This window comes from Bacillus sp. IS1 (assembly GCF_032461585.1).
In the GTDB taxonomy this organism is placed as follows: domain Bacteria; phylum Bacillota; class Bacilli; order Bacillales; family Bacillaceae; genus Bacillus; species Bacillus velezensis.
In genome coordinates this window covers 139,175-152,081 of the sequence record NZ_JAWCWR010000004.1, presented here as the reverse complement: position 1 = coordinate 152,081, position 12,907 = coordinate 139,175, and the positions used below count along the sequence as shown (strand labels likewise).

Below are 12,907 nucleotides of genomic sequence, written 5' to 3'. Positions count from 1 at the left end.
TGCTTCTTGTTTATTATTTTAATATGCCCGACCCGGCTTTAGATATAACATCTGATTTTACATTTGATGATGAGCCGATGGAACCGTGCAATGACGGTGTCCAGCCGACGGACTGACTTAATCCGTTGGCGGCTGACGAGTTAATGGAGGAGCCGTTTAAAAGAGTGCCGTCTTCATGAAGCGCTTTTCCGCCGCTGAAGACGCTGATGACTTTATCAGCAGCCAGTCCCGGCACTTCAAAAACATTATTCTGGGCATATATTTTCGACGCGTGGCCCGCGCCCCACGCATAGCTGAACGGGTATGCGGCGCTTTTAGAGCCTGCATAAAAATTATTATAAATATGAACCTGCCCGTACCGGACCCGCGGCGCGCGCTGGACGATGTTCTGGTAATAGTTATGGTGAAGGGTCACCTTCAGTTTTCCCTCATCCGACGTCTTGCTGTCGCTGTTTCCGATGACGGAGCCTTTGTCATGGTCATGATATTTATTATAGGACAATGTAATATAATTCGCCCCGTTGGCTATATCCGTCTGGCCGTCATGGTGCTGATATTTTCTCCCGTAATAGTAGGGAAAACCGCTGTCGGGATTCGATCCGTCATTAAAGGTGCAATGATCGATCCAGATGTGCGTCGCGCCGTTAATGGTGATATTGTCATATTCCGAGTTCCAGTTGCCGCTGCTGCCGTCCGTCGGGTCCCATTGCGGAAAATAGTCGTAAGCGTCTTGAAATTCAATGTTGCGGATGATGACATTGTCGACACCGTTCTTTATATTAAAACTTCCGCCTGTCACTTTGGCATTTGAACCCGAGCCGATGATCGTCGTATTTGAAGGGATGTCAATCACGACCCGTGCCTTCTGGTTTTTTTGCGATCGCTGTCTGGCGTCTTCCTGGGTGCCTGACGGCGCTTTTTTCCCCCATTTGTCCGGGTCGTACGCCTTCAGATAAGCGTTGAGATCATATGCCGGATCTTTATAATCATTAAAGCCGAGTGTTTTATTGCGGTCGTCCGTATTCATATTGATTGTGCCTTGTATGTAAATAATCTTCGGCGTGCTGTTGGCGCTTCCCCCTAATGCGGAAACGAGCTGCTGTCTGTTTGATACGGTATATACATTCGATGAAGAGGCTTTCGCGCCGCCGGTTGTCCCGCCGGAAGCGGCTCCCCAGCCGTCATTTGTTCCTAACGTCTGCCGTCCCAGATCAGCGGCATAGACGTCTGCAGGGATCATACATAAACAAACCGCCAGCATAAATAACATTTTTTTCATGAATTGTGCTCCTCCTGATTCTTTGTTCCAATTTATTACAATCGAATTGTATCAAATCAGTTGAGAAACAGCACCGAAAATGTACAGAATGTGCCTTTCGGTTTTATTGCGGAAACCGCAAAAAAATCCCAAGGGACCGAAAACCCCTTGGGATCTGTTCAGCTTACGCCCATGATTTCACTTTTTCATTATCCGTGACAAACAGAAGAACTTTTCCTTCATCTAAGCGCTTTTCAAATTGTGACGCTTCCTCTTCTGAAAAGCCGATTTCGTGAATTTTGTTGCGGAGCTCGTCGCCTTTTTTATTAAACATATTGCCGACCGCGTGTTTAATGCCCGTTTCTTTCGCTCCGATGGTATTGACATCAGTATTATCGGCCAGGCGGTCCGTTCTGTCGTCATCATGTGAAAGCACATATACATCCTCTTTTGCAACACCCAGCTGCTGAAGCTCTTTTACGTCCTGCATTAGTTTTTGATCATTTGTATATTCTCTTACTACCGGTTTCATTGATAAGTCCTCCCTTTTGTTTTTGTATATTTGATGTTTACCCGCTCAACCAAAGGTCAAACAATAGAAAGAGAGTTCCGTGAGTAAAACGGGCAGATTGTCGGTGGATATTTTCTGGCGGGACATGTTACAGTAGGGAAAGCTACTTTTATCAGAAAAATAAAAATCTTCATGAGCCGATTAAGCAGGGAGGTGGTTCCTATTCATTACTTTTCACCGGAACAGCGATTTAACGCTTGGGTTGTCAGTGATTTAGTGAAGCAGGTATTCCGCCGGCATACCCGCTGCCCGGATGGAATAAAAGAGCTTACGGCCTTTGCTGAAGATACTTTTCATATTAATATCGATTTCGTTTTCTCTATCATTATCAATATCGGTGATATCGAATCCGTTCTGCCGAAAGAAATTGAAAATAGGCTGGGTTCTTATCTGACCGCGCTTCAGCCCGTCGTTACCGCTGACATGCTTCATTCTTCAAAAACGAATGCCTATGAATATTTGGAACATGAGAAAAACACCGATGTGTACCGGTTATTCTATTAAATATGCATATAAGGAAAGAAGGGCCCTGGCCCTTCTTTTTTTATGACCGCTGACGGTTTGATTTTGTAATCGGGAAATGGTTCGTGTTACATTTGGAACAACCACTTATCTTGAAGGAGGATTCAGTATGCCGAATAATCAGCAGCAAATTCAATTGGCAAGACGCCCCAAAGGCGTTCCCGCTCATGACGATTTCCGCTTTGAAACGATTGCCGTACCCGAACCGAAAGACGGCGAAGTGCTTGTGAAAACGAGTTATGTGTCCGTTGATCCGTACATGCGCGGACGGATGCAGGATACAAAATCATATGTAAAGCCCTTCGCTTTAGATGAAGCCATAACAGGCGGAGTGATTGCCGAGGTTCTGACAGACGGCGATAAGCTGAAAAAAGGAGATGTTGTGATCGGAAATCTCGCGTGGCAGGAATATTCAGCTGTCAATGAGTCCGCCCTCCGCAAGTTGGATACGGATATCGCACCCGCCCAGGCGTATCTCGGCATTTTAGGGATGACCGGACTGACCGCTTACTTCGGGCTGCTCGATATCGGCCGTCCGAAAAAAGGCGAAACCGTCGTCGTTTCAGGCGCGGCGGGCGCCGTCGGCTCAACAGTCGGACAGATTGCCAAAATCAAAGGCGCGCGGGTTGTCGGCATCGCCGGATCTGATGAAAAAATCGCGTATTTGAAAGAGGAGCTTCAATTTGATGAAGCCATTAATTACAAAACGGCGGATGATATTCAAAAAGCGCTGGAACAGGCATGTCCTGACGGCGTCGATGTCTATTTTGACAATGTCGGCGGACCGATTTCAGATGCGGTGATAAACCTGCTGAATGAATTCGCCCGCATTCCGGTATGCGGAGCGATCTCATCGTACAATACCGAAAGTGAAGAAGAAGACATGGGCCCCCGCGTCCAGCCGAAGCTGATCAAAACAAAAGCGCTGATGCAGGGATTCATCGTCAGTGATTATGCTGACCGCTTTTCCGAAGGCGCGAAACAATTGGCCGAATGGCTCAAAGACGGAAAGCTCCACTATGAAGAAACGATTACGGAAGGATTCAACAATATTCCTGACGCGTTCCTCGGCCTGTTTAAAGGGGAAAACAAAGGCAAACAGATCATCAAAGTCAGTGATCTAAGTTAACATGAGGATGAAAAAAAGGAGGGCTTTGTCCCCTCCTTTTCTTTTTTTCGGATCAGCCGCGAAGAATCAAAGTAAGAAAGCCGTCTTCATCAGGCTCCGTATCTTCCAAAGTGAATCCCGCTGCTTGAAAGCAGGCTAAACTGATTTGATTGTCTTTTTCGATGCTTGCCGCCCATTCCCGCACGCCGGTAAACCCAGGATCAGTCAGCAGTTTTTGCAAGATCTGTTTTCCGTACCCTTGAAGCTGGTACAAAGGATTGACGATCAATCCGATATACGCCCGCTCCTCCACAAACTCTATAGAGACCATGCCTGCCGGAAGCTGCCCGTCATGTGCCATAATGACAGTATCGTTTTCATCTTTACTCAATCGTGCATACCACGCATCTAATGGCAGCATCGCATCCATTCTCCGTCTGATATTATCGTTCTTAAACCAGTGTTCAAGTATTTTCAGCTCACGTACCTTCAATATTTGAAATCTGTCTATTGAACCCATCTTCCCACTTCCCCGCCTGAACCTTTTTCTATTATTTTACAATAAAAAAGAAGGGCTTCCCGCCCTCCGTTTCTTATTTCTCAGATAATTTTCCGCCTGAATAAACGGCCTCTTTCAGCTCAATTCCGAGTGATTTGGCCATTTTTTTCAGTTTGGATTCTTCCATCGGCGTGACAAGGCTGAGTACGGTTCCTTCTTTACCGGCCCGCCCCGTCCGGCCGGATCTGTGGATATATCCGTCTTCATTCGGGATGTCCGCGTGAATGACGTACGGAAGATCATCGATATCGAGTCCGCGCGCCGCAATGTCAGTCGCCAGAAGAAGCGGAAATTCTCCCCGTTCAAACGCTGATAATATCTTTGCCCGCTCCATTTTTTTCGCTTCTCCGTGCAGGATGCCGAGGTCCACGTGATGATAGGCGAGTTTTTCCGCATAGACGCTTAAATTTCCGATATCTCTGACGAACACGAGCGCCTGCATGCCGTTCAGCCGTGACAGCTTTTGCAATAGCTTTACTTTATCCCGCTGATCGCAGACGAGATATTGATGCGTGACCCGTGCTTTTTCCGCCGTATTCCGCTCCACTTTCAAAACGGCCGGTTCGTGTGCGATGGTATTCAGCACCTGTTCTGTTTCCGGCTGCAGCGTAGCGGAAAAGCTTAAAAGCTGTCGGTCTTTCAGCGTCGTTTTAATAATTTTTTTCATCGTTTCGCGGTGTTCCTGTGTCACGAGCTGATCCGCTTCATCAAGAACGATCGTCTTGACTTCATGCATTTTCAGCTTTTTCGCCTGAATCAATTCGAGCACCCTGCCCGGTGTGCCCGCAATGATATGCGGTTTATTTTTGAGCTTTTCCACCTGCTTTTTCACGTTTGCTCCGCCGATCAAAGACAAAGCGCGAAGATCAGAGCCTTTTTTCCACTCCTGAATCACTTGGAAAATCTGCATCACCAGCTCGCGGGACGGCGCTAAAATGATCACTTGCGGATGTTTCTGTTCCGGGTTGATCCGCTCCAGAACCGGAAGCGTGTACGCCAATGTTTTTCCCGTTCCCGTCGGGGATTCGGCGATGACGTCTTTCCCTTCCATGATCACCTGAGCGGCTTTTTCCTGAATGACGGTCGGCTCCTGAAAACCTGAGGCCTCCCAGTTTTCGGCGATAAATGGTTGTGTATGCTGTAAAAATGGCCATGTTTGGGTCATGTCGTTCTCCTCAATTCTTAAAATCTACTCCATAGTATCTCAAATGCACGCGCCAAACGCAATTTTCTTTTTCCTTCCAAGCCTTTTAACAAACGGTCTCCTCCTTTATAATCATAAATGAGAAAGACACATGATAAAAAAAGCGTGTCTGATAACGATAGAGGTGTAATGATGAGTATTTTATCCGTAAAAGATTTAAGCCACGGCTTTGGTGACCGTGCGCTTTTTAACAATGTATCGTTCCGTCTTTTAAAAGGGGAACACGTCGGCTTAATCGGAGCAAACGGCGAAGGTAAATCAACGTTTATGAATATTATTACCGGAAAACTTGAGCCTGATGAAGGTAAGGTTGAATGGGCGAAAAACGTGCGTGTCGGCTACCTCGATCAGCATACCGTACTTGAAAAAGGAAAAACGATCCGCGACGTGCTGAAGGATGCGTTCCATTACTTATTTGCAATGGAAGAGGAAATGAATGAGATTTACAACAAAATGGGCGAAGCAGACCCTGATGAGCTTGAGCAGCTGCTTGAAGATGTCGGTGTCATTCAAGACGCCCTGACAAACAATGATTTCTACGTGATTGACAGCAAAGTTGAAGAAATCGCCCGCGGCCTCGGCCTGCAGGATGTCGGACTTGACCGCGACGTCACAGATTTAAGCGGCGGACAGCGGACGAAAGTGCTGCTCGCCAAACTGCTTTTGGAAAAACCGGAAATCCTTCTGTTGGACGAACCGACCAACTACCTTGATGAACAGCATATTGAATGGCTGAAACGCTATTTACAGGAATATGAAAATGCGTTCATCTTAATTTCTCACGACATTCCGTTTTTAAACAGCGTGATCAATTTGATTTATCATGTGGAAAATCAGGAGCTGACGCGTTATGTCGGCGACTACCATCAGTTTATGGAAGTATACGAAGTGAAAAAACAGCAGCTCGAAGCCGCCTATAAAAAACAGCAGCAGGAAGTGGCTGAGCTGAAAGATTTCGTCGCCCGCAACAAAGCGCGCGTCAGCACGAGAAATATGGCGATGTCCCGCCAGAAAAAGCTTGATAAGATGGATATGATCGAACTGGCGGCCGAAAAACCGAAACCGGAATTCCATTTCAAGCCTGCGAGAACGTCAGGCAAGCTCATTTTTGAAACGAAGGACTTAGTCATCGGCTACGATACTCCGCTGTCACGCCCGCTCAATCTCAGAATGGAGCGCGGACAGAAAGTCGCCCTGTACGGCGCAAACGGCATCGGGAAAACGACGCTGTTAAAAAGCCTGCTCGGTGAAATCCAGCCGCTGGAAGGCACGGTGGAACGGGGCGAGCATCAATACACGGGCTATTTCGAGCAGGAAGTGAAAGAAACCAATAACAATACGTGCATCGAAGAAGTGTGGAGCGAATTTCCTTCCTTTACCCAGTACGAAATCCGCGCCGCCCTCGCCAAATGCGGCCTGACGACCAAACACATTGAAAGCCGCGTCTCCGTTCTCAGCGGAGGAGAAAAAGCGAAGGTCAGATTGTGCAAGCTGATCAATTCAGAAACAAACCTGCTCGTGCTTGACGAACCGACAAACCACCTGGATGTCGATGCGAAAGAAGAGCTGAAACGCGCGCTGAAAGAATACAAAGGCTCCATTCTGCTGATTTCCCACGAACCCGAGTTCTACATGGATATCGCGACGGAAACATGGAATTGTGAATCTTGGACGACGAAAGTGCTGTAAACACAAAAAGGAACTCCCGCCTGTGCGGAAGTTCCTTTTTTTCTTAATGTCCGGCTTTTATTCCGGCGAGATGTTTGCGTCCCATGAGAAGGACAAGCATGCCGACAAAAACGACGATCCCGCCTACTGTATATGGTGTGCTTGCAGTGAAGTGTTCTGACAGCATTCCCGCAATCCACGGAGCGAGCGCACCGCCGATAAAACGGACTGAGCTGTAGGCTGAAGACGCGATTGAACGTTCAACCGGTGCAGAACCCATTACAGCGGTTGTCATGATCGTATTCACCATACCGAGAACAGCACCGGCGACAACAATACATGTAATGATCAACGTCTGATGGTCAGTCCAGATCCCCATGACGATGAGAATGACCGCAAAGGCGATAAAGAGAACGACGAGCGAACCCACTGTTCCCAGCGCTTTGTGCACGAGCGGCGCCGTAAAGACTGACGTAATTGCCAGCAATAACCCCCAGCCGAAGAAGACGTATCCAAGGCCGTGTTCATCTAAATCCAGCACGAACGGAGAATAAGCAAGCAAAATAAAAAATCCAAAGTTGTATAAGAATGCAGATACTGCCATTGTCAAAAGGCCTTTATATTTGAGCGCCTTCATCGCATCAAACACACCGACGCGTTTTGCCGGTTTCGGCAGCTTCGGCAGCATGAGTGAAATCGCGCAAAGCGCTATGAACATGAGGACAGACACTCCGAAGAACGGAGCGCGCCATGAAATGCTGCCAAGCTCTCCGCCTGCAAGCGGCCCGACGGAAATCCCCAAGCCGAGTGCAGCCTCATACAAAATAATGGCTTTGGCGCTGCCGCCGACAGATACCCCGACAATGACGGCAAGCGCGGTTGAAATAAAGAGAGCATTCCCAAGCCCCCAGCCGCCGCGATAGCCGACAAGCTGAGCAATTGAACTTGAGCTTCCGCCGAGAGCGGCAAACACGATGATAAAAATAAGTCCGAGAAGCAGCGTCCATTTTGCGCCGATCCGGCTTGAAATCGCGCCGGAGAAAAACATCATAAAACCGGTAACGAGCAAATAACTTGTAAATAGCAGAGATACTTCACTAGGTGAAGCATGTAATTGTGCGGCGATCGCCGGAAGAATCGGATCGACAAGACCGATTCCCATAAAGGAAATCACACAGGCAAACGCAACCGCCCAAACGGCTTTCGGCTGGCTGAATAAGCCTGTTTTCTGTTGTGATGATGTATCCATTTGACCAAACCTCCTGTTTCATCCATTAAAAGAAACGCTATATCCATAGCGTTTACAGCAAAATCATTCGATTGATTGAATGGCGCGGTCAGCTTTTTCTTTCATTCCGTTAAGGCGCGTTTTAAAATGCTGAAATGTGCTGATCTTCTCATCAATCATCTCAAGCTGGTGGTTCAAAGCCTGCTGAATCTCTTCCAGCTTTTCTTTCCGTTCCTTCGGATCCAGTGACAACAAGTACCCCTCTTTGTTTAATTCCAGCTGACGGCTCATCTCCATAAACTGCTGAAGCTCCTGAAGGGAAAAACCGAGCACTTCTTTTGTGCTGGTTACTTTTTCGAGCTCCTCCATATCATCTTCAGAGTAAAGCCGGACGCCGCCTTCTGTCCGTTTAGGAGCAGGAATCAAACCAATCTCCTCGTAAAAACGAATGGTTCGTTTTGTCAATCCGCTTCGCTTGGCAACTTGATCAATCTTCATCCATTCCAAGGTGAATCCCCCTCTTGTCGTATCTGTTTCTATTATACACCATTTGAACCTTAACGTAAACGTAAACTTTTTTACGCCTGATAAACTTTGCTTGGACAAAACGTTTGTCTTTAAAGCGCCGGGAGACATCTGTGCAAGATAAAAAAAGCCGGTATGACCCGCCATCTTCTCGGGGGCCGTACCGGCTTTTCTTAATTCTCAAGTTCTTCAATCATCAGTGACAATTCGGTCCAGCGCTCCATCGCCGCTTCAAGCTCTTCAGCCGTTTTTGCCTGTTCGGCCATCAGTTCTTGAATCTTTCCGAAATCACTTCCTGCTTCAGCGATTTCCGCTTCCAGACGCTGATGCTTTTCTTCAAGGCCGGCGATTTTGTCTTCGATGCCGTCCCATTCGATCTGATCCTTATATGAAAGCTTTTTGCGCTTTTTCTTCGGCTCTTCTTCCGCCTTTTTCTCTTCGGCCGGCTGTTTTACCGCCGTCTTCTTCGCTTTTGCGTGTTCCATGTATTCACTGTACGAACCTTGGAAACGGGAAATGACACCTTGTCCTTCAAATACGATCAGGCGGTCAATGACGCGGTCAAGGAAATAGCGGTCATGGGATACGGTGATGACGACGCCTGGGAACTGTTCGATATAATCTTCGAGCACGCTTAATGTTTCCGTGTCCAGATCATTGGTCGGCTCATCTAAAAACAGCACATTCGGTTCCTGCATCAGTACATTCAGCAAGTACAGACGGCGCTTTTCCCCGCCCGACAGCTTTCTGATATACGTCTGCTGCATCGGACGCGGGAACAGAAAACGCTCAAGCATTTGTTCCGCGGTGATGACATCGCCTTCCGCCGTTTTGACGATTTCAGCCGTCTCTTTTATATATTCAATGACTTTCATATCACCGTTCATTTCGCTGTGATCCTGGGTGTAGTAGCCGATCCGGACCGTCTGCCCGATGGTGATATTGCCGCTGTCAGGCTGAATTCTGCCGGCGAGGCTGTTTAAAAGTGTCGTTTTCCCGATTCCGTTCGGCCCGATGATGCCGATTCGTTCCCCCGGGATGACAAGCTCATTAAACTGGCTGATCAGCGCTTGGCCGTTATAGGTAATGGAGACGTTATCGGCTTCGATCACCTGTTTTCCGAGACGGTGGGAGCCGATCGCGAAATCGAGTGATCCGGAGACTGCCGGCCCTTTTTGCTCTTTGAGCGCCTCCGCTCTGTCCACTCTCGCTTTTTGTTTCGTCGAGCGCGCTTTCGCCCCTCTTCTGAGCCACGCCAATTCGCGGCGCAGGAGGTTTTGACGTTTTGTTTCTTTCTGCTCCGCCAGCGCTTCCCGTTCGGCCCGTTTTTCCAGGAATACTTCATAGTTTCCTTTATACGTATAAAGGCTGCCTCTCTCAAGCTCGTAAATTCTGTTCGTCACCCTGTTCAGAAAATATCTGTCGTGCGTGACAAGCATAACGGCGCCCGGATATTGCGATAAGTAGCCTTCCAGCCATTCAATCGTTTCATTGTCCAAGTGGTTTGTCGGTTCATCCAAAATGAGCAGGTCAGCCGGCTGGATGACGTTTTTCGCAATCGCGACGCGCTTTCTCTGGCCGCCGGACAGCTCGCTGACATCCTTCATCAGATCGGTGACGCCAAGTTTGGTTAAAACCGTTTTGGCTAACGTATTCGCCTCCCACGCATCATTCGCGTCCATTCGGGCCTGCGCATCAAGCAGCTGTTTCTGGCGCTGGTCATTTTCCGGTTCTTCATTCAGCGCCTGAAGCGCTTTTTCGTATTCTCTCATCGTTCTCATGACGGCTGATCCGCCGGAATAAATATGCTCAAGTACGGTTTGTCCGGCCGGAAGCTCAGGGTCCTGATGCAAAAACTCAATATGCACGTTTCCTGAGGCCGTAATCTCGCCTTCCTCCGTTGATTCAAGGCCGGCAATGGTTTTCAGAAGCGTAGACTTCCCCGTTCCGTTCGGGCCGATTAAACCGATTCTTTCATTCTCTTCAATATGAAAGGAGATATGGTCGAATAATGTCTTATCTCCGTATGTTTTATAAAGGTTTTCCGCTTTTATGATGCTCATGGTCCCTATCAATCCTCACGTAAGTTCATGTGTTCATTTTAAATCAGGCGCTGGAATAAAACTAGTAAAAGGACAGACAAATTTCTTGGAAGAGATCATTTTGTCCGAAGAATGTTTCCGCCTCTCCTTTTATACACTGGAGGGGAAGAGGTGATGACATGATCAGCGTCAGTTTGTGCGTTATCGTGAAAAATGAAGAGGAAGTGCTTGCGGGCTGTCTTGATTCCGTCAAAGACATTGCGGATGAAATTGTGATTGCTGATACGGGCTCGACCGACCGGACGAAAGAAATCGCGGCCCGTTATACGGATAAGATTTATGATTTTGAATGGATCGATCACTTTGCGGCCGCCCGTAATTTTGTGTTTTCGAAAGCGGAAATGGATTATATTCTGTGGCTGGACGCCGACGATATACTGACGGAAAAGGACCGTGAAAAGCTGATTGAACTGAAGGCGTCGCTTTCAAAAGAGGTGGACGCGGTATCCATGTATTATCACGTCGGCTTTGATGCTCGGGGAGAGGTCAGCTTCAGATACCGCCGCAACCGACTCGTCAAGCGTGAAAAAGGGTTCCGCTGGATCGGAGCCGTGCATGAGTATCTTGAAGTATACGGAAACATCATAGAAACCGATATTGCCGTCACACACCGGAAATCCGAGAAAAAGCACTCGCCTCCCTCAGACCGCAACTTGAAGATTTATGAGAAAATGGCGGAAAACAGTGAAACGATGACACCGCGCGATTTGTTTTACTTCGCGAATGAATTAAAGGATCACGGCCAGTATCAGCGCGCCATCACGTATTATCACCATTTTCTTTCCACAAAACAGTGCTGGATCGAAGACGAGATCAGAACGTGCCAATATCTATCCGATTGCTACAGGGCGGTCGGCCATGAAGAGGCAGCCATGACGTCTCTCTTAAAATCATTTCTGATCGATTGTCCGCGGCCGGAGTTCTGCTGCAGGCTCGGCGACTATTTTGCGGAGAAACGGCAATACCGGCAGGGCGTGTTTTGGTATGAGCTCGCCCTATCCGCCAAAAGCAGTGATGCAGGCTTTACCCAGCTCGAGTACTCCACCTGGTATCCCCATCTGCAGCTCTGCGTCTGCCACTGGCAGCTCGGCGACAGAGAAAAAGCGAAGATTCATAACGACAAAGCCGCCTCCTATCATCCATCACATCCGAGTGTCCTGTATAATCAAAACGTGCTCGGCACATAACATCGAAAAAAAGAGCTGCCCTCGTATGAAGGGCAGCTCCTTATTGATTACGCTGTCGGAATTCCTCCGCTTACACTGTAAATCTGGGATGTCACATAGCTCGATTCTTCTGAGGCCAAAAAGACATAAATCCCTGCTAGCTCCGCCGGCTGTCCGGCGCGCTTTAATGGAACGGCCGGTGTTTCCTTGCCGAATTTCGGAATGTTTTCACCGGGCTGTCCTCCCGAAATCTGCAGCGGCGTCCAGATCGGCCCCGGCGCTACCGAGTTGACTCTGATTCCTTTATTCGCCAGCTGCTTTCCTAAGCCGACGGTAAAACCGATAATGGCATGTTTCGTCGCGGCATAATCCAACAGCATCGGGCTTGGATTATACCCTTCTACGGATGTTGTCGTGATAATAGACGCGCCTTCCAGCAGATAAGGGAGCGCCGCTTTGACGAGCCAATACAGTGAGAATACGTTGACTTCAAATGTTTGATAGATTTGTTCTGTGGCAAGATCGCTGATATCATCCACTGCCTGCTGTTTGCCGGCGACAAGAGCGAGCGTGTCAAGACCGCCAAGCTCTTGATACGCTTTTTCCGCCAATTCTCCGCAAAACGTTTCATCGCTTAAATCTCCCGGCAGCAGAACGGCTTTTCTTCCCTCTTTTTCAATTAACGCTTTCACTTCTTCGGCATCCGGCTGTTCCTCAGGCAGATAGTTAATCGCCACATCCGCCCCTTCCCGGGCATAAGCAATCGCGGCGGCCCGGCCGATACCTGAATCGCCGCCGGTGACGAGGGCTTTTCTTCCCTTCAGCTTGCCGGCTCCTTTATAGCTTGTTTCACCGCAGTCCGGCAGAGGCTTCATCTCTTTTTGCAAACCGGGCGGTTCTTGATATTGTTTTGGAAATTCATCATGATCATATTTCGTCAGCGGGTTGTGCAGATTTGCATCAGACATACAAGACTCTCCTTTATCATTGTGATGT

The 12,907-nt window shown here is 48.2% G+C and carries 12 protein-coding genes; 4 read left to right on the top strand and 8 right to left on the bottom strand.

What is annotated here, in order from left to right; all coding sequences use genetic code 11:
* Nucleotides 1-13: 13 nt before the first annotated feature.
* The gene (locus tag RUW00_RS16095) at nt 14-1,279 is read right to left on the bottom strand and encodes a pectate lyase (protein ID WP_280144931.1); all 1,266 of its coding nucleotides are present in this window, start codon (nt 1,277-1,279) and stop codon (nt 14-16) included.
* A 163-nt stretch (nt 1,280-1,442) separates the two neighbouring features.
* Nucleotides 1,443-1,790 (bottom strand): YflT domain-containing protein, encoded by a 348-nt coding sequence (locus RUW00_RS16090; protein ID WP_003155650.1) that lies wholly within the window; start codon nt 1,788-1,790, stop codon nt 1,443-1,445.
* A 192-nt stretch (nt 1,791-1,982) separates the two neighbouring features.
* On the opposite strand from RUW00_RS16090, the gene RUW00_RS16085 reads away from it, so the two are divergent.
* Nucleotides 1,983-2,333 (top strand): DUF3212 family protein, encoded by a 351-nt coding sequence (locus RUW00_RS16085; protein WP_007610002.1) that lies wholly within the window; start codon nt 1,983-1,985, stop codon nt 2,331-2,333.
* A gap of 127 nt (nt 2,334-2,460) precedes the next feature.
* Nucleotides 2,461-3,480 carry an NADP-dependent oxidoreductase gene (locus RUW00_RS16080; protein WP_280144930.1) on the top strand — a complete coding sequence of 340 codons (1,020 nt, stop codon included), beginning with the start codon at nt 2,461-2,463 and terminating at the stop codon, nt 3,478-3,480.
* Nucleotides 3,481-3,532: 52 nt separating this feature from the next.
* Here the strand turns inward: RUW00_RS16080 and RUW00_RS16075 are convergent, their stop codons facing one another.
* Complete coding sequence (locus tag RUW00_RS16075; protein WP_280144929.1) at nt 3,533-3,979, bottom strand: GNAT family N-acetyltransferase; 447 nt, start codon at nt 3,977-3,979, stop codon at nt 3,533-3,535.
* A 73-nt stretch (nt 3,980-4,052) separates the two neighbouring features.
* On the bottom strand, nt 4,053-5,183 hold the full coding sequence (locus tag RUW00_RS16070; protein ID WP_021495144.1) for a DEAD/DEAH box helicase: 1,131 nt from the start codon (nt 5,181-5,183) through the stop codon (nt 4,053-4,055).
* Between the two features lie 171 nt (nt 5,184-5,354).
* Here RUW00_RS16070 and RUW00_RS16065 point away from each other — a divergent pair, with 171 nt between their 5' ends.
* Nucleotides 5,355-6,911, top strand: a complete 1,557-nt coding sequence (locus RUW00_RS16065; protein ID WP_012117051.1) for an ABC-F family ATP-binding cassette domain-containing protein — start codon at nt 5,355-5,357, stop codon at nt 6,909-6,911.
* Nucleotides 6,912-6,954: 43 nt separating this feature from the next.
* Here RUW00_RS16065 and RUW00_RS16060 read toward each other — a convergent pair whose 3' ends face one another.
* The 3 genes from RUW00_RS16060 to RUW00_RS16050 all read right to left on the bottom strand — a co-directional run bounded on the left by RUW00_RS16060 (nt 6,955) and on the right by RUW00_RS16050 (nt 10,706).
* Entirely contained in the window at nt 6,955-8,139 is a 1,185-nt protein-coding gene (locus RUW00_RS16060; protein ID WP_007408959.1) for an MFS transporter, read from the bottom strand.
* A gap of 63 nt (nt 8,140-8,202) precedes the next feature.
* On the bottom strand, nt 8,203-8,625 hold the full coding sequence (locus RUW00_RS16055) for a MerR family transcriptional regulator (RefSeq protein WP_012117050.1): 423 nt from the start codon (nt 8,623-8,625) through the stop codon (nt 8,203-8,205).
* A 191-nt stretch (nt 8,626-8,816) separates the two neighbouring features.
* Nucleotides 8,817-10,706, bottom strand: coding sequence for an ABC-F family ATP-binding cassette domain-containing protein (locus tag RUW00_RS16050; RefSeq protein ID WP_014417160.1), 1,890 nt, complete (start codon nt 10,704-10,706; stop codon nt 8,817-8,819).
* A gap of 158 nt (nt 10,707-10,864) precedes the next feature.
* Here RUW00_RS16050 and RUW00_RS16045 point away from each other — a divergent pair, with 158 nt between their 5' ends.
* Complete coding sequence (locus RUW00_RS16045) at nt 10,865-11,932, top strand: glycosyltransferase (protein WP_007609987.1); 1,068 nt, start codon at nt 10,865-10,867, stop codon at nt 11,930-11,932.
* A gap of 47 nt (nt 11,933-11,979) precedes the next feature.
* On the opposite strand, the gene RUW00_RS16040 is transcribed toward RUW00_RS16045, so the two are convergent.
* Nucleotides 11,980-12,879 carry an SDR family oxidoreductase gene (locus RUW00_RS16040; RefSeq protein WP_280144928.1) on the bottom strand — a complete coding sequence of 300 codons (900 nt, stop codon included), beginning with the start codon at nt 12,877-12,879 and terminating at the stop codon, nt 11,980-11,982.
* Between the last annotated feature and the right edge of the window lie 28 nt (nt 12,880-12,907).

Bases quoted from the DNA above. Each gene is read 5' to 3' on its own strand.
- RUW00_RS16080 (WP_280144930.1), top strand. From the start codon at position 2,461: ATGCCGAATAATCAGCAGCAAATTCAATTGGCAAGACGCCCCAAAGGC.
- RUW00_RS16095 (WP_280144931.1), bottom strand. From the start codon at position 1,279: ATGAAAAAAATGTTATTTATGCTGGCGGTTTGTTTATGTATGATCCCT.
- RUW00_RS16065 (WP_012117051.1), top strand. From the start codon at position 5,355: ATGAGTATTTTATCCGTAAAAGATTTAAGCCACGGCTTTGGTGACCGT.
- RUW00_RS16075 (WP_280144929.1), bottom strand. From the start codon at position 3,979: ATGGGTTCAATAGACAGATTTCAAATATTGAAGGTACGTGAGCTGAAA.
- RUW00_RS16090 (WP_003155650.1), bottom strand. From the start codon at position 1,790: ATGAAACCGGTAGTAAGAGAATATACAAATGATCAAAAACTAATGCAG.
- RUW00_RS16070 (WP_021495144.1), bottom strand. From the start codon at position 5,183: ATGACCCAAACATGGCCATTTTTACAGCATACACAACCATTTATCGCC.
- RUW00_RS16045 (WP_007609987.1), top strand. From the start codon at position 10,865: ATGATCAGCGTCAGTTTGTGCGTTATCGTGAAAAATGAAGAGGAAGTG.
- RUW00_RS16060 (WP_007408959.1), bottom strand. From the start codon at position 8,139: ATGGATACATCATCACAACAGAAAACAGGCTTATTCAGCCAGCCGAAA.
- RUW00_RS16040 (WP_280144928.1), bottom strand. From the start codon at position 12,879: ATGTCTGATGCAAATCTGCACAACCCGCTGACGAAATATGATCATGAT.
- RUW00_RS16050 (WP_014417160.1), bottom strand. From the start codon at position 10,706: ATGAGCATCATAAAAGCGGAAAACCTTTATAAAACATACGGAGATAAG.